Below are 21411 nucleotides of genomic sequence, written 5' to 3'. Positions count from 1 at the left end.
TAACGCCCCTAATTGTATTCTATAAATTCAAAACATACGACTGTTTACCATGCTGCACCGCAGCATCCCCAACTACGCTTCCGCCGCGGCCTGGGCCAGCGCCACGAACGCATCGACGAGCGGGCCGCCGCCCTCGGCATGGCGCGCGAGCAGCATCGCCGTGGTGGCGTCCGGGTCGGCGAGCGGCCGGTAGACGACACCTTCCATGTGGATACCTTCGAATGAGCTGGGCAGCACGGAAATGCCGCAGCCGGCGGCGACGAGGCCGATGATCGTGGACGGTTCGCCCGCCTCCATCGCGATGTGCGGTGTGAAGCCGGCGGCGCGGCACAGGTCGAAGATCTGGTGGTAGATGCCGGTGCCCGTCTTTTCGGGGAAGACGACGAACGCCTGGTCGGCCAGGTCCTTCACCGCGATGTGCTTTTTCCGCGCCAGCGGCGCGTCGGCCGGGAGCACGAGCAGCAGCGGATCCTGGCGCAGCATCGTCAGCGCGACCGTGCGCGGCAGCGGCATGGGGCCCGGCCGCACGAAGCCCACGTCCAGTTCGCGCGCCTCGATCTTCGCGAGCTGCGGCTGCGTGGGAATCTCGAGGAACGTCAGCCGCACGCCCGGATACTGCTGGCGATAGCGCCGCACGACGCGCGCGAACAGCGGCGTGAACGGCGTGGAAAACGTGAACCCGACGCGCAGCTCGCCCGCTTCCCCCAGGTGCGCGCGGCGCGCCGTCTCCTTGGCCTGTTCGGACAGCGCCAGCATGCGCCGCGCGTCGCCGAGGAACAGCCGCCCCGCTTCCGTCAGCAGCACGCGCCGCCGGTTGCGCTCGAACAGCCGCGCGCCGATCTCGTGTTCCAGCGCCTGGATCTGCTGGCTCAGCGGCGGCTGGCCGATGTGCAGCCGCTCGGCGGCGCGCGTAAAGCTCAGCTCCTCCGCCACGGCCACGAAGTAACGCAGGTGCCTGAGTTCCATCTTATATTTTCAAACGATAAGTAACGCCACAAATATATATTGGACAGTCGTATCCCGCAATCCTACGATGGCCCCATGACCAATCGTACCAACCGCGCCCTGTTCTTCGGCGGCTTTTCCTGCTTCGCCCTGCTGTATTGCGTGCAGCCGCTGATGCCCCTGCTGGCGCACGATTTCGGGCTCACGCCCGCGCAAAGCAGCCTGTCGCTGTCGCTTTCGACGGGCGCGCTGGCCGTGTCGCTGCTGTTCTCGTCCGTCCTGTCCGACCGGCTGGGCCGCAAGACCATGATGGTCGTGGCGCTCGTCGTGGCCGCGCTGATGACGGTGCTGGCCGCGAGCGCGCGCACCTATCCGCAGCTGCTGGCGGCGCGCACTCTTCTCGGCTTCGCACTGGGCGGCATGCCGGCCGTCGCGATGGCTTACCTGAGCGAGGAAATCGAGCCAGCGTCGCTCGGCGTGTCGATGGGCCTGTACATCAGCGGCAACGCGTTCGGCGGCATGGTCGGCCGGGTGCTGGCGGCCGTGCTGTCCGACTTCGTGTCGTGGCGCGCCGCGTTCGCCGTGATGGGCGTCGCGGGCCTGCTGGCGGCGTGGGAATTCTGGCGCAGCCTGCCGGCGTCGCGCAACTTCCGGCCGTCGTCGGGCGGCGTGCCGGCGCTGCTGCACGGCCTGCGCGGCCACTTCGGCGACGCCGGCCTGCCCTGGCTGTTCGCGCTGTCGTTCCTGCTGATGGGCTGCTTCGTGAGCGTGTACAACGTGATCGGCTTCCGGCTGCTGGGCGCCCCGTTCGGGCTGCGCCAGAGCGTGGTCGGCGGGATCTCGCTGCTGTATTTGCTGGGCATCTTCAGTTCGGTCTGGGCCGGCCGCCGCGCCGACCGCCTGGGCCGGCGCCACGTGCTGTGGACCGTGATGGGCACGATGCTGGCGGGCCTGCTGCTGACCATGGCCCACAACGTCGCCGTCATCGTGGCCGGCATGGCGGTGTTCACGTTCGGCTTCTTCGCGTCGCACTCGATCGCCAGCAGCTGGGTGGGCCGGCGCGCCCGCACGCAGCAGGCGCTCGCCTCCGCGCTGTACCTGTGTTTCTATTATCTCGGCTCCAGCATCGTGGGCTGGCTGTGCGGCGTGCTGTGGGAACACGGCGGCTGGGGCGGCGTCGTGGCGCTGCTGGGCGTGCTGCTGGGCGCCGCCGTGCTGATCGCGCTGCGCCTGCGCCGGCTGGAACCGGTCGGGCAGGCGCTGGCGCCGGCGTGACGATCCGCCCCTGCCCCGGCCGGGCGGATGGCGCCGGGCTGGTACGATGGCGAACCGTCACCCTGGAACGCTACCGTCATGTTCACCCGCATCCACCACGCCGCGATCATCTGCGCGGACTACGCACGATCCCGCCACTTCTACGTGGAGGTGCTGGGCTTGCGCATCGTCGCCGAAAACTACCGCGCGCAACGCGACTCCTGGAAGCTGGACCTGGCGCTGCCGGACGGCTCGCAGGTCGAGTTGTTCTCGTTCCCGAACGCGCCCGCACGCCCGTCGTATCCGGAAGCGTGCGGCCTGCGGCACCTCGCGTTCGCGGTCGACGACCTGGAGGCCTGCAAGCAGCATCTCGAAGCGCACGACGTCGCCGTGGAACCGGTACGCACGGACGAATTCACGGGCAGGCGCTATACCTTCTTCGCCGACCCGGACGGCCTGCCGCTGGAGCTGTACGAGACCTGATCCCGGCCCGCGCAGCTACAGGTAATGCGCCCCGCCCTGCCAGACCAGCTGGAGTCCGGTCACGAGCAGGCAGGCCTGCGAAATCCGGTAGAACCACACGAGGTTGATCCGGCCCTGCAGCCAGATGCCCAGCTTCACGCCCAGCGGCACGAGCGGCGCCAGGACGAAGCTGGTGCCGAGGTTGTCGAGCGACAGCTGGCCCAGCCATGCGTACGGGACCAGCTTGACCGCGTTGACGACCGCGAAGAACACGCTGATGGTGGCGACGTAGCGCACCTTGTCCATCCGCTGCGGCAGCAGGTAGACCATGGCGGGCGGTCCGCCGGCATGGGCGAGGAAGCTGGTCAGGCCCGAGACCGCGGACCAGAAGGTGCCTTTCGCCACCGAGGGTCCGGCCTGGCGCTGGTGCGCGGCCAGGCCCAGCACGTTGTTGACGGTGAAGGCCACCGCGATGGCCCCGATCAGGATGCGGATGACGTCCTCGCCCAGCATGCCGAACGTGAGGAAGCCCGCGACGATACCGAACAAGGCGCCGGGCAGCATGATGCGCAGCGTCGGCTTGTCCCACTTGCCGAAATAGGCCCCCAGGCCGACGAGATCCATCAGGCACAGCACCGGCAGCAGGATCGCGGCCGCCTGGACGGGCGAGATCGCCAGCGCCATCAGCGGCACGCCCACGCCGCCCAACACGCCGCCGAAGCCTCCTTTCGAGATGCCGGTCAGCAGGACGGCCGGCACGGCGACGGCATAGAACAAGGGGTCGGCGATCAGCATGGCGACGTTCGTGTGGTTGCGGGACGTGCACGATACCACCTCGGCCGGCTGGACTGTGGACGTGGCGATATGTCAAGCCTCATTTTGTTAGCTATGTATTAACTGCCCGACACTCCGACCAAAAGCTTGAGATTGATCATATTCTTTTGTTAATTCGAATTGATCGCCATCGGAGGCAAACCCATGACCAGGCTGTTTCGCATCGCGTGCGCTGTCGCTGTCCTCGCCGGCGCGTCAGGATGTTCGGGCGTTCGTGTGTACGATGGCCCACAGGAGAACAATGCCATCACGGGCATTCCGTTCTACATCAAGAAGCCCGTGCAGGTGCAGGAGACGACGCGCGTGGAAACGGACTGGAAGATCCGGTTCTCCATTGCACTCAACGACAACCCCAAATCGACGCTCGACTATCCGCCCGATGGCGACGTTCTCGTTCACTGCGTCGACCGCGATCGCCTGAAAAAGGCCGTACGGGAGATCGTCGACGAGGTGCAGAAGGAAACGACACTGGAAGGAACGCGCCTGGCCATCGCGAGCAGGACCAGCCGGCTCGAGAAGCTCGACCCCGTCATCCCGTGCGACAAAGTGGTCGCCAATACGGTAAAAACCGAGATGCGCGTGGACAGAAAAGCGCACTACATCAAGAACGTCATTCCACTGTTAGGTTCCGGCAGTGCCACCTTCAAGTTCAACGCGGATGGCACGCTCACCGAGGCGACGAACTCGATCACCGACAACACGGGATCGACGCTGCTCGGACTGCTTCCAATAAAAGAGAAACTCATCTCGCAATGGAAGGTCAATACCACGCCTGCCGACGCTGCATTCGTCAAGGAATTGCGGAACAAGAAGAAGGCGGAAGTCCTAATAAGCGTGATCGTCACGCTCACACCCAGCCAGACGGTTTATGTGCTGCACTCCGACACCGCGGCCCCCGACGCGCTTCCGACATCATTCGCTCCGCTGTCGCTCGCCGATGCGAGAGCGGGCCTCAATGGCGTCCAACTGATATCGTCTGGAGAGCCGACCGACAAGCCGGCCGAAAAAGCCGATACGAAATCGTTCAAGATCCAGGGTTCGATTACGCCGCCCGACACCACGGCAGAATAGGTTGATGGTCATGCCGGCAGCGCCGCCACCAGCTGCCGGATCAGGTTCTTCACGGCGGGCGCCCCTTCGCTGCGGCGGAAGATGGCGGCCAGTTCCGACGTGACGGGTTCGCCGGCCAGCGGCTTGTAGACCACGTCCGGCAGCACCAGCGTCGTGGCCACCACGTCGGGGACGACCGCGACACCCTTGCGCAACGATACCTCGGTCAGCACCGTCAGCAGATTGCCCGGCGCCGAGACGATGCGCGGCTCGAAGCGTCCGCGCCGTCCCACTTCGCGCGTACCGAGGTCCTGTTCGGGCACGACGAAATCGTCGTCCTCCAGCGCCTGCGCGTCGACCGCGGCGGCGCCGGCCAGGCGGTGGCTGGCCGGCAGCGCGATGCAGAAGCGGTTGCGCTGCAGGACGTGCACGCGCAATTCGTCCGGGAGCGCCATCGGCAGGCGCACGAATCCGATATCGACATGGCCCTCCGCGACGAGGCCCGGCAGCCGCCCCATCGGCTGTTCGTTCGCCTGCAGCTGGACATCGGGCCACTCGGTGCGAAAGCGCCGCATTTGCCGTTGCAGGATGCCGGCCAGGGCGGCGGAGCCCACATAGCCGATCACGATCCTGCCGAGCTCGCCGCGACCGGCGCGGCGGCCGACACCGACGGCCTGGTCGAACCGCAGCAGGCTGGCGCGCGCCTGCTCGAGGAACAGCTCGCCGGCCGCGGTCAGGCCCACGCTGCGCTTGGTCCGCTGCAGCAGCCGCGCCTGGAGCGCCCGCTCGATTTCCTGGATCTGCACGGTCAGCGTGGACGGGGCGATGCCCAGCCGTTCGGCGGCGCGCGCGAAATGCAATTCTTCGGCCACCGCCACGAAATAGCGGAAATGTCGCAGCTCCATCCGTCTCCAGGCATGAGTATTCGATGAAAGCGAATTATTTCACGTTTTGCCGTTAATGAACGAAATTACCGGCTGCGGTGTAATGCAGTTTTCACCGACCTCAGGAGCCCCAGCGATGCCCGCCGATTCCCCGCCACGCCCCTCGTCGATGCCCCTGCTGCTGACGGCCTCGCTGGGCTGCGCCGTCACGGTCCTCGACACGAACGTGGTCGGGATCGTCCTGCCGACCATCGCGCGCGAGCTCGCCGCGACGTTCGCCGACATCGAATGGGTCGTCAGCGCCTACCTGCTGTGCTTCGCGGCCCTGCTCCTGCCCGCTGGCGCCATCGCCGACCGGGCCGGGCGCAAGCGCGTGCTGCTGCTGGGCCTCGCCATCTTCGCCGCGGCCTCCCTCGCGTGCGGCGCCGCCCCCGGCGCGCGGACGCTCTACCTCGCCCGCGCCGCCCAGGGCGTCGGCGCGGCCTTCCTGCTGGCGCCGTCGCTGGCCGTGATCGGCCATGCGTTCCACGGCGAGCGGGAGCGCGCCCGCGTGTGGGCATTCTGGGGCACGATCATGGGCCTGACGATGGTGTGTTCGCCGCTGATCGGCGGCGTCATCAGCCGCTGGCTCGGCTGGCGCTGGGCGTTTTTCGTCAACCTGCCCGTGTGTGCCGGGCTGGCGCTCGCCGTCCTGCGCCACGTGCCGGAGTCGCGCGGCGCGGCGCAGCGGACGCTCGACGTGCCGGGCATCGTCCTGTTCGCGGCGGCCATGTTCGCCTTCACGTGGACCCTGATCTCCGGCCCCGCCGAGGGCTGGACCAGCCTGGCCGTGCTGGCGCGCGCCGCGGCCGCGCTGGCCCTGTTCGCGCTGTTCGTCGCCACCGAGCGCCGGGGACGCGCGCCGATGCTCGACCTGTCCCTGTTCGCGCAGCGGCGGTTCGTCGGCGCCGTCGCGGCCATGCTGGCCTACGCGTCCTGCGCCCAGGTGATGGCCTCCCTGCTGCCGCTCTACCTGCAGAATGCGCGCGGCGCCACGGCGCTGGAAGCCGGCGTCGGCATGCTCCCCTTCGCCCTCGCGATGCTGCTGCTGCCGATGGCCGGACGGCGCCTGGCCGCATTCATGCCGGGCTACCGGATCCTCACGCTCGGCCTGATGGTCGTCGCGGCCGGAAACCTCGTCATGATGTGGGCGGCGCAGATGCCGGGCAACCGGCTGCTGGACGGTATCGGCATGGCGATCCTCGGCGCGGGCGGGGGCCTGCTGAACGGCGAGACGCAGAAGGCGATCATGGGCACCGTCCCGCCGGAACGGGCCGGCATGGCCTCCGGCATCAGCACCACGTCACGCTTCTGCGGCATCCTGCTGGGCTTCGCCGGCATCGGCGCCGTGCTGGCGAGCGGCACGCGCGCGGCCCTGCTGGCCGGCGTGTCGCAAGCCGGCGCGACGATCGCACCGGACCTGGTCGAACGGGTGATCGCGGGCGACGCGGGGGCCCTGCCGGCCGGGCTGGCCGGGCTGCTGCGGCGCAGTGTCGAATCCGGGTTTGCGCATGGCTTCCTGGCGGCCGGGGCCGCGGCGGCGCTGGCGAGCGCGGTCGTCGTGCGCTGCATGCGCGCGCCGACGCCGCGCTGACGTCAGTCCCGGCGCCCGCTTGCGGCCGCGTAGGGACCGACCACGACGCCCACGAAGCCGCCCGCCTTCTGCGTCGACAGGAAGCGGATATCGAGCTTGTCGGCGAGGGTCGTCGTCGTATCCCCGTCGCGGTAGCGGTAGCTGGCCTCGCCGCCGTTCATGTCCATGACGAGTCCGACCCGCTTGGACGCGACCGGCTTGCTGGCGACCAGCGTCTCCTTGCCGCCCTCCGTCTTGTACAGGGCCACCACGTTCTTGCCGGCGCTGCGCGTCAGGCCGAGGAACACGTGGTTGTCGTCGTTCTGCATGGCGACGAGGCCGGCACGGTCGCCATCGTGTTGCGGCACGAAGTCGACGACGGTCGATACGGTGGCGACGTGGTGCTGCTGGCGCCGGCCGACAAAGGCGGGCACGCCGCGCAGGTCGCCCAGCGGCGCGCCGGCACGCAGCGCCAGTGCGCCGCGTTCGACGGTGTACAGCGGCGCACGCGGAATGCGGATGCCGATCCAGGCGGACGACAGCGGGCCGTCGAATTCGTCCACGTACGCGAAGTTGCCGCTGGTGGGCACCGGCGCGGGCGGTTGCGCCGGCAAGGCGGGCTTCGCAACGGCATACGGTACCGTCTTGCCCTGCTCCAGGATCAGCGGCCAGCCATCCTTCCAGTCGACCGGCAGCATGAAGGTTTCGCGCCCGATGTTAAAGAAATTGCCCGGATAAGGCCGCGTCGCCAGGAAGACGGCCCACCACTGCCCGTTCTGCGTCTGGACGAAATCGGCGTGGCCGGCCGTGGTGACGGGATGCGGACGCTTCGGATCCAGGTCGCGCTGCGTCAGGATCGGATTGACGGGCCCCGGCGCATAGGGCCCCGTGACGGCGTCGGACCGGAGCACGACTTCGGAGTGGTTGTCGGCCGTTCCGCCTTCGGCGCAGATGAGGTAGTAGTGGCCGTCCTTCTTGAAGATGTGCGGGCCCTCGATCCAGATCGGCCGTTTGTCGGGCGCCACGCCGCCGTCGACGAGGACCTTCGGCTTGCCGGCGAATTGCAGCGTGCGCGGGTCCAGCTCCGCGAGCCAGATCGCCCGATGGCCGTCGTAGCGCGGCTGGCCTTCCGGGGCATTGTTGTACACGACATAGAGCTTGCCGTCATCCCAGACGAGGGATGGATCGATGCCTTGCAAGCCCCGGATCGTGACCGGCTGCGACCACGGACCGGCCGGATCCTTCGCCGTGATGACGAAGTTCCCCGTGCCGCCCGGGCAGCTCGAACACGTGGTGACGATATAGAACGTGCCGTCGTGGTAAGAGATGTCCGGAGCATAAATGCCCTGCGACGCGCGCACGCCGGTGAAATCGACCTGACCGGGGCGGTCGAGCGCGTTGCCGACCTGCGTCCAGTTGACGAGATCCTTGGAGCGGAAGACGGGGAGTCCCGGGAAATTCGTGAACGAGGAATTCACCAGGTAATAATCGTCGCCCACGCGCGTGATCGACGGGTCGGGGTAATAGCCGCTCAAGATCGGGTTGACGAACTCGCCGGCACGCGGTTGGACGTTTTCCTGGGCCCGGCCCTGGTAGGAAAAACGCTCGAAGCGCGCGACGGGCGCGTCTGCTGCAACTGCCGGCGCCATGGAAGAGGCGGCACCCAGGGCCAGTGCGCCCAGGAGGAACATGGCCCGTGCGGAATATTTTTTCATGTGGATCGAGCTCCCGATGGTGGACCAGCCTGGTGCGCTGTTCCGGTTCTTGCGTGGGGGCCACTCTATGTCAACTAATTATCCAAAACCAATGCTTTGTTTGGATCGATTAATACATAAACGGTATTGATCCGACAGCCTGACGGCCTACGGCGTCCGCTGGCCGCTCTGCCGAGCCGATGTCATGATGGCGCTCGCGCTGCGTGTGGCACGGGGACTACGCATCGGCTTGCTCGGTCGGACCGGAGGCAGGCCGGAGACCGCATAACATGTATGCGTTATACTTGTCTGGATCATGCGCCTGACATCCTTCACCGACTATACGTTGCGTACGCTGCTTCATCTCGGTGGCCACCGGGACCGACTCGTCACCATCCAGGAAATCGCCGACCTGCACGGCATATCGCGGAACCACCTGATGAAAGTCGTGTTCGAACTGGGCCGCAGCGGCGTCATCGAGACCGTCCGTGGGCGCCACGGTGGTTTTCGCCTGGCGCATGCGCCGCAGGACATCAACCTCGGCGACGTCATCCGCAATAGCGAAACCGACTTCTACATGGCCGAATGTTTCGATCCGGTCGGCGTGCCCTGCGGACTGACCGGCGCCTGCCGCCTGAAGGGCGTCCTGCAGGATGCGACGGCCGCGTATCTCGCCACGCTCGACCGCCATACGCTGGCCGACCTCCTGCCGGAACCGCCGCCGCGCGAGACCCCGATCAAGGTGCACCGTAAAAAGACCGTCCGCTGACGGCGCGCCGGTATCGACGCCGCGACGAAGATACCAGACGGCGTAGAGCCCGACATTCATCGCCGGGTCAGCATGCAGGATCTGGAGGCCGTATTTGCCGGGCTTACGCAGGCGGATGGGCGGCCTCGATCGCCGGATAGAACTCGGTGTCTTCGCGCTTCATGCGTTCGAACAGCGCGCGCAGGACGCGGTTCGCGTCGGCACGGAAGCCTTCGGGATTGGCTTCGACACGGTCCGCGAGATTCCACCGGTTAGCGAACTCGAAATAGGCGCCGGCGATGCCGTCCATCTCGCGCTGGTAGCGTTCCCCCAGTCTGGCGAGCCTGGGATTCGCGTCGCTCGCGAGCCCCGGATAGAGCACACTGTCTTCGACCTTGAGGTGGAGCTTCACAGTGCCGCTCAGCTTGATGATGTGCGCGGCGATGTGCGCGGCGTTCTCCACGATCCCGCCTTGCGTCGCCTCGCGCAGGCGAGCGATGCCGTCAAGGATGGCGATGTGCTGGGCTTTGAATTTGTCGATGTTCATGACCGGTCGAGGTAGTCGGAATAGCTCAAGTTTAAGGCGTTTCCTCTAAACATGCAAATGATATACATCTTTAACACCAACGTCGATCCGGCGATTGTTTCTTCATGACTCCATTCTCTCAACAATAGAGCCTCTACAAAAAACCGGGGCGTTCATTCGCCGATGTTCGTCATCCCGAAGATCGATCGCATCTTCATCGATGGGATTTCCGAAGACAGGAAACTCGCCGGAACGCTGGAGGCCATTGTGCAGTTAGCCAGAAAAATGCACTTGAGCACTGTGCCGAAGAGATTGAAACGAAAGCGCAGCTGGATTTTGTTCAGAGCCTCGGTTGTAACGTCGGTCAGGGATTTTATTTTAGCGCCGCAATGAGAAATATCGATGCCGCACAAGAAGCGTCGAGCGCACAAAGGTGAGTAACGAGGCGCTGCTTGTCGCAGCCTGAAGGCCTTTTTCCTGTCCACCCATTCATCCCGGTTACGCTTATTAGTTTGCCAGGCGCTTCGAGTGCCTGATTGCACCCTCATGTTCTTTCGGAGGCATGCGCGTTCAATCGTCGAAACCGCGAATCCACAGAGTCACCTTGCAGACAATTGGACCAACATATTTTTGGAAACAATAATTAAAAAGAAATTCATTGGGAGGGCCTTGTCCGGTTTGTGCGCTGCGCACGCGTTTGCGGAATCGTCGACTACATTTTTCGGCGCGATCGATATGGCGATTCGCCATATTCAATATTCCCAGCGGGGCGGCTCAGCCACGTCTGGCGGCAGCAGCACCGGCGAGGAAATCGGCATTCGTCATAACTTTTTTGTTGAGATTGGCCGTCCATTCAAAACCCCGGGCCGAGGCGAGGATATCGCCTCCAATCGGTTTATACCGGCGGCTCCAATCTCAAACACTCTATAACATTTCCCCCGCAAGCTAACAATCATCCCGGATCAAAACGCACAGTTCAATCTACGATTGGTATCCATGCGATTCAATATATGTATTGATTCGAGATCATCTCCTGTAAGAGTGTGGGAATTCGCTGACACATCGCAATGACGAGTGTTGCATGTTAGCGCACAACATTTTTTGATAGCGAGCACCCTTCTCGCGTCCTTACAGGGCGTTACGCCTGCGGATTCAAATATTGTATTGACTGAATCAAAATTGGGATTGGCATTTTATTAAGGCGAAAAGATACCGTTATATGGCGCCGGCGCGAACACGCTCTATTCCGCCGGAACAAAAAATATTCAATAAACGGAGATAAACTTGAAAAACCATAAGACACCATGCCATTCCCGCCGTCGAGCCGGATCCAGCGTTTTTACGCTCACGATGCTGGCGGCACTCATTTCAAACGCCTACGCACAATCCGCGTACGAATCGGATAAAACCGCCGGCAAGGAGAATGTCGAGAAAGTCACCGTGACGGGTTATCGCAGTTCGCTGGCCCTGTCCGCGAACGAAAAGCGCGAAAACATCGGCCTGAGCGATACCGTGTTTTCGGAAGACATGGGCAAGTTCCCCGATCCGAACATCGCAGACGCGTTGTCGCGCGTACCCGGTGTGACGGTCACGCGGGCGTCGATCGATGGCGAGGGCATGAACGTCTCGATCCGCGGCATGGGCCCGGCCTTTACCCGGGTGCTGCTGAACGGTGCGCCGATGGCGTCCGCGTCGGCGGGCAGCTGGGGCGGCAATATCAGCGCCAACCGCGAAGTCGACATGGACTTTCTTCCGTCGGAGCTGTTCCGCAGCGCGACGGTGTACAAGAGCCAGCAAGCCAGCGTCATCGAGGGCGGCATCGCCGGCACCGTGGACATGCGCAGCGTCCGGCCATTCGATAAAGCCGGCTTCCGGTCGGCCTTTACGCTCAGCGGCAACTACCGCGACAGGGACAAGAAACCGGGTACGACGGGTTCGGCCCTGATCAGCAATACGTGGAACACCAGCAGGTTCGGCAAATTCGGGATCCTGGGCGGCGTGGCCTGGGGCATGACGAAGTACCGTACCGACGCATTTGACACGGTCGACATGCGGAATCTCCAGTTGAAATCGTTCCAGGCCAATGCCTCGGACAATCCGAACAGCACGGGGGGCGGATCGCAATCGACACCGGACAAGGTGCCGGCAGGCCTGCCTTTGAACCTGTTGCCGAATTACGCCCGTTCAGTCCTCGTCCCTGGCGCGACGATCGACCGGGCGATGTTATTGGCACTCAACCCGGGTGCGACCATCCAGCAGATCGACAATGGACTGATGGGCCGCCTGGGCCGGCACCAGGTATTCGAAGGCCAACGCCGCCGCGCGGGCGAAGTGATCAGCGTTCAATGGCAGCCGAACGAAGACTGGAACCTTTACTTCGACACGGTATTCGCGCAGAAGCGGAATGAGATGGAATGGCAGGCAATGAACGTAGGTACCCGCGCAAACACGCCTATTCCCATCGGCATGGAATTCGACCGCAGCGATTGCACGATCGGTTGCGTCATTACGAAAGCGACCCTGGCCAACACGTTCTGGGGACTGGAATACCGTCCGGATATCGACAAGACCAAGTTCCGTAGCCTTAACCCCGGCTTCGAATGGCGCCCGAGCGACAAGTGGACGATCGACGGCGCATTCAACTACACGCTGAGCAAGTTTTCCCGTGACATGCCGCAGGTTAAGGTTGCGACGATGGCCGCACCGTCCGTCATTACCTACGACAACACGACACCGGGTCAGCCGCCTACGTTCACGGGCAACCTGAATCCCAACGACCCAAGCAACTTCGGCTGGTACCAGGCCGGCCAGGGCATGTCGGGCCTGGTCATGGATTTGTACGAACGCAGCAATTCGACCCGCGGCACGCGCCTGAACGTCAAATGGGGCGACGACGACTTCAGTATCAAGGTCGGCGGCACGTATGACGATATCGAGCGGCGTTACCGCAGCTATACGGTCGCCGATGCGTGGGCCAACGTTACTTGCGGCAACAACCTCAACTATACGTTCTTCGGTCCCAACACCCAGATTCAGAACCCCGGTTGCGACGGACGGTATGCCCCTGGGCCGATGACGAATGCCGCCACCGCGTATCCGGGCTACGGTACGGGTTCTTCAGCCGGCCAGACCACGCCGCTGGCGTACCTCGGCTCCCTCGTCCCGAATGGTGCACTTGCAAATTACCTGCAGCCGACGGACCATGGTTTCATCACCCTGGACTGGAACAAGTTCGCCAAAGACACCAATTACCAATATTTCCGCGACAATATTTACAAGGGTTTCTTTAGCGGCAGTGGCGGCTACATCCGTGAAGCGGTGGGTGGCGCCTATGCCGAAACGAATGGCCGACTGAACGTGTATGGTCGTACCCTGCGCTTCAACGCCGGCGTCCGCTATGCCCGAACGAGACAAACGATCGGCGACCTCGCGGCCACTGCCGATCCTCGCAACGCGACGCTGCAAAACGGCGGCCTCTATCCATCCGTTGCAACCTGGTCGTACGAAACCGTGACTTACCACAACCTGCTGCCGTCGGCGACGCTCGCCTATAACATCACGCCGAAGATGATTGCCCGGATCGCGGCGTCGAAATCGATGACGCGGGCGAATCCCGCCGACCTGCGCCAGACCAGGCTCTCCATCGGCGACCAGGGGGCGCGCCAGGGCAGCATCACCAACCCGGATCTCAAACCGTTCCAGGCCAACAACCTGGATCTGGGTCTGGAATACTATATGTCGCGCGACTCCTATGTTGCCTTGGGCGCGTTTGCGAAGGACATCGTCGACCGTCCCGGTACGCATATCGTGCAGTACTCGCTCGCCCAGCTGAACCAGATCTATGGCACGGTCGGCCTGACGGCAGCGCAACAGCAATCCGTCGATGCGAGCGGTGGTCCGGACAAGCATCTGGTCGAGATCACCGAGCCCTACAACATCGCGACGAAGCTGAAGATTCGGGGTCTCGAACTCACCTGGCAGCAGGCACTGGATATGTTGCCGGTGAAAGGCTTCGGCTTCACCGGTAACTTTACCTACACCAAGCAGAAAGACGAGACCCCGAATGCGCCGCCCGTCTCTGGTGTGCCGCCACGCACCAACAACCTGACCGTGTATTACGAACGTAACGGTGTGAACATGCGCGTGACGCGCCAGTACCAGGCATCGACGGTCGTCAACGTCAACACCGGCCTGACGGTACCGGGAGGCGCCTATGCCTACAGTACGGGGCGCCAACAAGTGGACTTGTCTGCGGGCATGAACCTGCAGAAGGTATTTGGTTTCGGTTACAACACCGACGTGACGTTGAGTGTATGGAACGTGAACAACGCGATCAGCCAGACCTACACGCAATTCAACGGCGCCGTGTTCAACCAGAATATCCCTGGCCGCAGCTATACGCTGTCACTGCGTAGTACCTTCTAACATGTTCTACCGCCCCGCAGTCGCGGGGCGGCGTCCGACTGTCTCCGCACGATGTCAAGGCTCATACTGGATCGCTCTACACCCGGAGCCCGTCCCTCGCGCACCGCCCGCACGTGCCGAAGAAGCGCATGTATCGCCAGGCCCGCCATGTCGGCAATTGGATATGCTAGCGTCGTCAGTTCGGGCCAGTTCGATGTGGCGATCGTGGTGTTACCAAAACCCGTAACAGTCAGATCGCTGGGGACATTCAAGCCGCGACGAAACGCGAGCGCGACTGCCGCAGCAGCCATGTTGTCGCTGCTCGCGAAAATCGCCGTTGGACGTTCCGATAAATCGAGTAATCGTTGTGCCGCATCCAGGCCTGATCGGTAAGTGAAGTCACCGGACACAACCAGATGATCCGACACATCCGCCCCGTTTTCGCTGATGGCACGACGATATCCTTCCAGGCGACGTATGCCGACAATATTATCCCTGGGTCCGGATATGAAGCCGATACGATGATGGCCGAGACGAATCAGGTGGCTTGTCATTTTGTATGCCGCCTCGCGATCGTCGCCATAAAAGGCGCTGACATGCTCGTCGGTCAATGCGGAGCCAACCACTACGGAAGGAATATCCAATTCGCGGAAGGCACTTGTTACCATATCTTCCGTGTAGGGTGATGGCAAGAAGATCATTCCGTCGACCCGTATGTCTTTGGTGACGACCAGATTCACATTATTGACGACAGATTGATCAAGGAGATTCAGCAGAAATTCGCTCAGGAAACGGGAATCCTGGTTGTGAACGATACAGATCCGGACAGTTCTGGAACCGGCCAGAATGCGCGCCTGATCATTCGGCGCGTAGTGCAGTGCCTCGATCGCAGCGACGACCTTGCGCCGCGTACGCTCACTCACTGCCGACTCCCCGTTCATGGTTCTCCATACGCTCATGACAGAGACGCCAGCGAATCTCGCGACGTCGGCAAGCGTGGGAATTCCGCCGCGTTCAAAACTTCGGCACGTATCGTCGATCCGATATTTCTTCATGGTTTCGAACCCAGGGACGTTTCGTGGGGATCTGCGCGCTACCACAAGCAACGATATGTCAAAAAAATGCCCTGTCTGCCTTTCAGCGAACAGGGCATTCATACCCGATTCCGGGCGAGAGGAGACGAGAAACTGAGTTACCAAACCATATTACAGCAACGCACCGAATAACCTGATTCAAATCGTATTCTTGTCGATACAACGAATGAATGGAGTGAAATCCCGTATTGGACTGTTCAATGGACACGTCGGGGGCGGCGCAGTACCTTGCAGAAAATCTGCACAAAAAATACCATTATTGTATTTCACAATACAATAAATGCATGGATTAGTATTGATAACTGCACTACCCTAATTATGATCGGACCAAACGCCCCCCCTGGCCCGATCTGTTTTTTTAATACGCCAACCGGTACACCGTGCTCGCGTACGGCAGGCCTTTCTTGGAGGAACCAAAATAGACAAGCTTGCCAATCTTCATGTCGGCTGACTCATGATTTAAGGAATAAATCGATGTTCGAATTAAGTCAGCTCCGTTGCTTCGTTGCCGTGGCCGAGGAATTACATTTCAGCCGTGCCGCGGAAAGGTTGAATATGACTCAACCTCCCCTCAGTCGCCAAATCAGGCTTTTGGAACACCACGTTGGCGCGCAACTTCTCGAACGAAATAGCAGAGTAGTACGCCTTACCGCCGCCGGAAAAGCGTTTTTACCCGAGGCAACGCAGATTTTGCGCTTCTCGGAGCAGGCCTCTCTTAAAGCGCGTCGTGTCGCAAAGGGCGAGCAAGGGGCGCTGACGATCGGATTCACGTCCGCTTCCGGATATAGCCTGCTTCCTGAAGTGGTACGCCGATTACGGAGTTTCCGTCCCGGCATTGCACTTTCGCTCAAAGAACTGGTCAGTACAAGCCAGGTCGAAGCGTTGAATGCCAGACAATTGGACATTGGCCTGATGCGCCCTCACCTTTTGAATAACGAGCTTGAAAGCAAGGTGCTACTCAGCGAACGTCTCATGCTGGCCGTGCCTGCGGAAACCATTGATGAATGGCCAAAAGAGCCGACCCTCGATTGCATTCACGGAAAACCTTTCGTCATGTATTCACCACAGGAAGCCAGGCCGTTTTATCACATGCTCAACGCCCGCTTTCAAAAAGCAGGCGTGATTCCGGACATCGTCGAGCATGTCGGCCAGGTCCACACGATGCTGGCGCTCGTGCGAGCCGGACTTGGCGCCGCATTGATTGCCGAAAGTGCAACGAGCCTGCAATTCAATAACGTTGCTTTTCTTCCGATACAAACGGAGCCTGTCGAAACGATCGGCGTCTGGCGGCGGGACAACGACAATCCCGCGCTTAGTCTTTTCCTGGAAGAAGTCTTGCCATCGTTTGGCTCGAACGAATAGCCGAGGCCAACATTCAATTAGTGGATCAATCGAGTCATTGATTGATTTGGACAGAATAAGCTAGAAGGATAAGATCGTTTCAGTTTGTCAATGCCATCGATCACTTCCAGCTTACTCATGAATAGTGCCGTCAAGAATGCTCCCGTCGTAACCGATCTGCGCGTCGTACCTGTTGCCGGCCAGGACAGTATGTTGCTGAACCTGAGCGGCGCCCATGGCCCCTGGTTCACACGCAACGTCATTATCCTGACCGACAGCAGCGGCAACACGGGCCTCGGCGAGGTACCTGGCGGCGAGAGCATCCGCCGCACGATCGACGATGCGCGCGCGCTCGTCGTCGGTAAATCGCTTGGCGAGTACAACAGCGTGCTGGGCGCCATGCGGACAGCGTTCGCGGACCGCGACGCCGGCGGCCGGGGCACGCAGACCTATGATCTGCGTACGGCCATCCACGCGGTAACCGGCGTCGAATCGGCGTTATTGGACTTGCTGGGCCAGTTTCTGGGCGTTCCGGTAGCGGCCCTGCTGGGAGACGGCATTCAACGCGACGCCGTCGACATGCTCGGCTACCTGTTTTATATCGGCGACCGTGACCGGACAACGCTGGGTTACCGCTCGGAGCCCGCGGGCGAGGATGCCTGGCTGCGTCTCCGTAACCAGCCGGCCCTGACCCCCGACGCGGTCGTGAAGCTTGCGGAGGCGGCCCATGCGCGCTATGGCTTCAACGATTTCAAGCTCAAGGGCGGTGTGTTTTCCGCCAACGAAGAGATGGACGCCGCGATCGCCTTGCATGAGCGGTTTCCCGATGCCCGCGTCACGCTCGATCCAAACGGGGCATGGTCGCTGAGCGAGGCCATTCGGGTCTGCCGCGACCGGGGCAACGTGCTCGCGTATGCCGAGGATCCTTGCGGCGCCGAGAACGGCTTTTCGGGACGCGAAGTCATGGCGGAGTTCCGGCGCGCGACGGGTCTGCCGACCGCCACCAACATGATCGCGACCGATTTCCGCCAGATGGCGCATTCGATCCAGCTGCAGTCCGTCGATATCCCGCTGGCGGATCCCCATTTCTGGACGATGCAGGGATCCGTTCGTGTCGCGCAGCTGTGCGAGATGTTCGGCCTGACCTGGGGATCGCACTCGAACAATCATTTCGATATTTCGCTCGCCATGTTCACCCATGTGGGAGCGGCCGCGCCTGGCCGGGTCACCGCGATCGACACGCACTGGATCTGGCAGGACGGCCAACGCCTGACGAAGGAACCCCTGAAGATCGAGGGAGGCGCGGTACGGCTGCCGCAAAAACCGGGGCTCGGCATCGACATCGATATGGTCGAGCTCGAAAAAGCCCATCAGGATTACAAGAACCTGGGGACGGGGGTCCGCGACGACGCGGCCGCAATGCAATTCCTGATCCCCGGCTGGCAATTCGATAACAAGCGCCCCTGCATGTTGCGTTGATTCAGCAAGCGCCGGCGCAATGCATTGAACCCTTCCGGCCTTTTCCGCATGCCGCGAATCGAACGGTTGCGTTATCACGCGTCGCCGCCAGCATTTGTATTTTTTATTCGTTCATAAAAATAAACTTTGGAGACTCTATGAACAGCAGCAAGAATCGTTCACGACACAACGCCCGTACGGGCACCCGCATCCTGCAACTCACCATCCTGGCAAGCATGGTGTCCACCGCCTATGCCCAGGAAGCGGCGCCGATGGCCCCGCAGACGGTGACCGTGACGGGTTACCGCGCCTCGCTGGCCTCCTCCGCGCGCGACAAGCGCGAAGCCACCGGCTTCCAGGACTCGATCTTCGCCGAAGACATCGGCAAGTTCCCGGATACGAATATCGCCGAATCGCTGAATCGCATCCCGGGCGTCCAGGTATCGCGTGAAATCACGGGCGAAGGCGTCAACGTCCAGATCCGCGGTCTCGGTACGAGCTTCACGAAAGTGCTGTTGAACGGCGCGCCCGTCGCCGTGGCGTCGACCGGCACGACCGACGCCCAGAGTTCGAACCGCGAGGTCGACCTCGACCTGCTGCCGACTGACCTGTTCACGAAACTGACGGTCAGCAAGAGCCCGACGGCGTCGATGCTGGAAGGCGGCGCTGCCGGCGTCGTCGACATGCGCAGCGCGCGCCCATTCGACCACAAGGGCGACTTCAATTCGTTCAACGTCGTCGGCACGCGCAGCCAGGTGGCGGGTAAATGGGGTAACCGGGGCTCGCTGGTATCGAGCCGCACCTGGAACAATACCTGGGGCCTGCTGGGCGGCATTGCGTGGGGCAGCACCAAGGTCCATACGACCGGCTACGAGACGATCGGCTACACGAACCCGAATCTCTCGGCCGCACAAAACAACAGCCCGACGCGCAACAATACCGGCGGCGGCAACTTCACGATTCCGGCCACCGTCCCGTCCAATGCGGGCAACGGACTGACGCCGGGCGCCCCCATCGACCAGGCGTTCCTGCTCGCCCATAACCCGGGCCTGACCATCCAGCAAATCGATAACGCCCTGATTCCGCGCCTGGGACGCAGCATGGCCGAGTACGGCGACAAGGGCAAGATCACCGCCGTCCTGTCCGGAGAGTATCGCCCGAGCGACAGCCTGCACTTCTATGTCGACTCGATGTTCAGCGAAAAACACAATACGCTGGAGCGCACGGACACCTCCTGGGTCGGCCGCAACGGTGCCGTCATTCCGCTCAACATGAAAGTATCGGGTGGCGACTGCGCCAATGGCTGCGTGGTGGAAAGCGGCACGTTCGCCAATGCCCAGTACTTCCTCGAGTATCGTCCCTATAACGAACGTGTACGCCTGATCGGCGTGAACCCCGGCTTCGAATGGAAACTGTCCGACAAACTGAAGATGGACGGCCAGGTCAACTACACGCGCTCGACCTTCACGCGCCAGTCGCCCACTGTCGGTCCCGTCACGGCACAGAATTCGGGCACGACCATCGATTATCAGAACGGCGCGCTCCCGAGCATCACGAGCAACGTCGACACCTATGATCCTGCCAGCTGGGTCCTCAATACCTCGCAAGGCGGTCGCGTCAGCATCAATGCCGAAGAGCGCATGACCAAGACGCAAGGCGTGCGGTCGTCCCTGACGTGGGGCGACAAGGCGTTGAGCATCAAGGGCGGCTTCGCGTATGACGACATCATGCGCCGCATTACCGCACGCGACAACACGACGGCATGGCAGAACCTGGTCTGCGCCAACTCGGCCAATTGCCAGGGCCCCGGCTCGCTCGGCCTGGGCATTGCCAACTACCTGGTCCAGGGTCCGGACAACCTGCTGTCGGTCGACTTCAACCGCTTTGCGGCCGCCACCGGTTACGATGCCCTGCTGCAGTCCGCGCCGGTCGCGGGCTCCTCCAACACGGGTGCCAGCACGGGCTATATCGACGAAAAGACCACCGGCCTGTTCCTCCAGGTCGACGGTACGGTGCCGGTATTCGACCGTTCGCTGCGTTACGACGCGGGTGTACGCTACGTGCGTACCAAGCAGAATGTCGGCGCCTACAACTCCACGGTGGATCCGCGCAACGCGACCCTGCCCGCGGGCAGCACGCCGTTCCCGAACATCAGCCAATGGGTCTATATCGACAAGACCTACAACAATACGCTGCCCTCGGCCAGCCTGGCCTACGACCTCGCCAAGAACCTGGTGTTGCGCGCGTCGGTATCGCGCAGCATGACCCGTGCGAACCCGGATGCGCTGCGCCCCGGCATCAACTTCTCCTCGCCGTCGGCCGATACCGCGACGCTGGGCAGCCCGGATCTGAAACCGTACATCTCGGATAACTTCGATGTCGGCGTCGAGTATTACATGGGGCGCGAGGGCTATCTGTCGGCCACGGTCTTCCAGAAGAACCTGAACGGGTTCACGTTGAACCAGAACGTGACGGTGCCGTTCAGTGCCCTGGCCGCCTACGGCATCACCTACAACAACCTGACGCCGACCCAGCAGGGCTCGCTCGATGCGCGTGGGGGCGAGAACGCCGCGACGATCGTCACGACGTCGCAGCGTAACGCCTCGGGCCTGTTGAAGGTGCAGGGGCTCGAGCTGGGCTGGGTCCAGCCGCTCGACAAGCTGCTGCCGTGGCGCGGTTTCGGCTTCTCGGAAACGCTCACCATGATCAACCAGAAGGCGAGCGGCGAAGGCTCCGCGGGCTTCGTCGCACTGGGTGTGCCGAAGAAGAGCAACAACTTCCAGGTCTACTACGAAAACCACGGTTTGCTGGCCCGCCTGTCGCACACGTATTCGCAGGGCAGCCAGAATTCCGGCCCGAACCAGAACGGCATCACGAATGCCGCATTGTTCGGCGATGATTTCAAACAGCTCGACTTCTCGTCGCAGGTCGACCTGGCGGAAATCATGGACCGCGACAACTATCCCACGCTGACGCTCGACGTCGTGAACCTGACGAACACGACGCGCCGTGCCTACTTCCAGTACCCGAACGCGACGTACACCAGCTACAAGCCGGGACGTACGCTGGCCGTCGGATTGCGCATGAAGTTCTGATGACCATGCC

General features: G+C 62.4%; 15 protein-coding genes and 1 pseudogene. 10 read left to right on the top strand and 6 right to left on the bottom strand.

The annotated features are described in order from the left end of the window. Nucleotides 1–72: 72 nt before the first annotated feature. Nucleotides 73–966 carry a LysR substrate-binding domain-containing protein gene (locus QPK29_RS22675; protein ID WP_371771201.1) on the bottom strand — a complete coding sequence of 298 codons (894 nt, stop codon included), beginning with the start codon at nt 964–966 and terminating at the stop codon, nt 73–75. A gap of 75 nt (nt 967–1041) precedes the next feature. Here QPK29_RS22675 and QPK29_RS22670 point away from each other — a divergent pair, with 75 nt between their 5' ends. Further along, nucleotides 1042–2220, top strand: a complete 1179-nt coding sequence (locus QPK29_RS22670; protein ID WP_371771200.1) for an MFS transporter — start codon at nt 1042–1044, stop codon at nt 2218–2220. 78 nt (nt 2221–2298) lie between these two features. Further along, nucleotides 2299–2682: an SMU1112c/YaeR family gloxylase I-like metalloprotein gene (gloA2, locus tag QPK29_RS22665; RefSeq protein WP_371771199.1), complete on the top strand. Its 384-nt coding sequence runs from the start codon at nt 2299–2301 to the stop codon at nt 2680–2682. Between the two features lie 15 nt (nt 2683–2697). Here the strand turns inward: gloA2 and QPK29_RS22660 are convergent, their stop codons facing one another. Further along, nucleotides 2698–3456, bottom strand: coding sequence for a sulfite exporter TauE/SafE family protein (locus QPK29_RS22660; protein WP_371771198.1), 759 nt, complete (start codon nt 3454–3456; stop codon nt 2698–2700). A 183-nt stretch (nt 3457–3639) separates the two neighbouring features. Here QPK29_RS22660 and QPK29_RS22655 point away from each other — a divergent pair, with 183 nt between their 5' ends. Beyond that, the gene (locus QPK29_RS22655) at nt 3640–4566 is read left to right on the top strand and encodes a hypothetical protein (protein WP_371771197.1); all 927 of its coding nucleotides are present in this window, start codon (nt 3640–3642) and stop codon (nt 4564–4566) included. 8 nt (nt 4567–4574) lie between these two features. On the opposite strand, the gene QPK29_RS22650 is transcribed toward QPK29_RS22655, so the two are convergent. Further along, nucleotides 4575–5450: a LysR substrate-binding domain-containing protein gene (locus QPK29_RS22650; RefSeq protein WP_371771196.1), complete on the bottom strand. Its 876-nt coding sequence runs from the start codon at nt 5448–5450 to the stop codon at nt 4575–4577. A gap of 115 nt (nt 5451–5565) precedes the next feature. Here QPK29_RS22650 and QPK29_RS22645 point away from each other — a divergent pair, with 115 nt between their 5' ends. Beyond that, nucleotides 5566–7062 (top strand): MFS transporter, encoded by a 1497-nt coding sequence (locus QPK29_RS22645; protein WP_371771195.1) that lies wholly within the window; start codon nt 5566–5568, stop codon nt 7060–7062. Nucleotides 7063–7064: 2 nt separating this feature from the next. On the opposite strand, the gene QPK29_RS22640 is transcribed toward QPK29_RS22645, so the two are convergent. Continuing rightward, nucleotides 7065–8756 carry a glycoside hydrolase family 43 protein gene (locus QPK29_RS22640; protein WP_371771194.1) on the bottom strand — a complete coding sequence of 564 codons (1692 nt, stop codon included), beginning with the start codon at nt 8754–8756 and terminating at the stop codon, nt 7065–7067. Nucleotides 8757–9051: 295 nt separating this feature from the next. On the opposite strand from QPK29_RS22640, the gene QPK29_RS22635 reads away from it, so the two are divergent. Next, nucleotides 9052–9504, top strand: a complete 453-nt coding sequence (locus QPK29_RS22635; RefSeq protein WP_371771193.1) for an RrF2 family transcriptional regulator — start codon at nt 9052–9054, stop codon at nt 9502–9504. A 103-nt stretch (nt 9505–9607) separates the two neighbouring features. On the opposite strand, the gene QPK29_RS22630 is transcribed toward QPK29_RS22635, so the two are convergent. Then, nucleotides 9608–10030, bottom strand: coding sequence for a hemerythrin domain-containing protein (locus QPK29_RS22630; RefSeq protein ID WP_371771192.1), 423 nt, complete (start codon nt 10028–10030; stop codon nt 9608–9610). A gap of 284 nt (nt 10031–10314) precedes the next feature. Here QPK29_RS22630 and QPK29_RS22625 point away from each other — a divergent pair. Then, nucleotides 10315–10446 (top strand): annotated as a pseudogene (locus tag QPK29_RS22625) (hypothetical protein); the annotation flags it as partial. Nucleotides 10447–11293: 847 nt separating this feature from the next. Further along, a complete protein-coding gene (locus tag QPK29_RS22620; protein WP_371771191.1) occupies nt 11294–14434 on the top strand; it encodes a TonB-dependent receptor in 3141 nt (1046 codons plus the stop codon). Here QPK29_RS22620 and QPK29_RS22615 read toward each other — a convergent pair. Continuing rightward, the gene (locus QPK29_RS22615; RefSeq protein ID WP_371771190.1) at nt 14431–15570 is read right to left on the bottom strand and encodes a LacI family DNA-binding transcriptional regulator; all 1140 of its coding nucleotides are present in this window, start codon (nt 15568–15570) and stop codon (nt 14431–14433) included. The two genes, QPK29_RS22620 and QPK29_RS22615, sit on opposite strands and share 4 nt — an antisense overlap. Nucleotides 15571–15981: 411 nt before the next feature. Between QPK29_RS22615 and QPK29_RS22610 the strand changes: the two genes are divergently transcribed. The 3 genes from QPK29_RS22610 to QPK29_RS22600 all read left to right on the top strand — a co-directional run bounded on the left by QPK29_RS22610 (nt 15982) and on the right by QPK29_RS22600 (nt 21401). Next, on the top strand, nt 15982–16869 hold the full coding sequence (locus QPK29_RS22610) for a LysR family transcriptional regulator (protein ID WP_371771189.1): 888 nt from the start codon (nt 15982–15984) through the stop codon (nt 16867–16869). Nucleotides 16870–16986: 117 nt separating this feature from the next. After that, nucleotides 16987–18327: an enolase C-terminal domain-like protein gene (locus QPK29_RS22605; protein WP_371771188.1), complete on the top strand. Its 1341-nt coding sequence runs from the start codon at nt 16987–16989 to the stop codon at nt 18325–18327. A gap of 137 nt (nt 18328–18464) precedes the next feature. Continuing rightward, complete coding sequence (locus tag QPK29_RS22600; RefSeq protein ID WP_371771187.1) at nt 18465–21401, top strand: TonB-dependent receptor; 2937 nt, start codon at nt 18465–18467, stop codon at nt 21399–21401. The last annotated feature ends 10 nt before the right edge of the window (nt 21402–21411 follow it).

Origin of the sequence: Massilia orientalis (genome assembly GCF_030411975.2) — a bacterium.
Classification (GTDB): domain Bacteria; phylum Pseudomonadota; class Gammaproteobacteria; order Burkholderiales; family Burkholderiaceae_D; genus Telluria; species Telluria orientalis.
The sequence above is the reverse complement of the archived record's forward strand: the minus strand, read 5'-3'. Positions and strand labels throughout refer to the sequence as shown.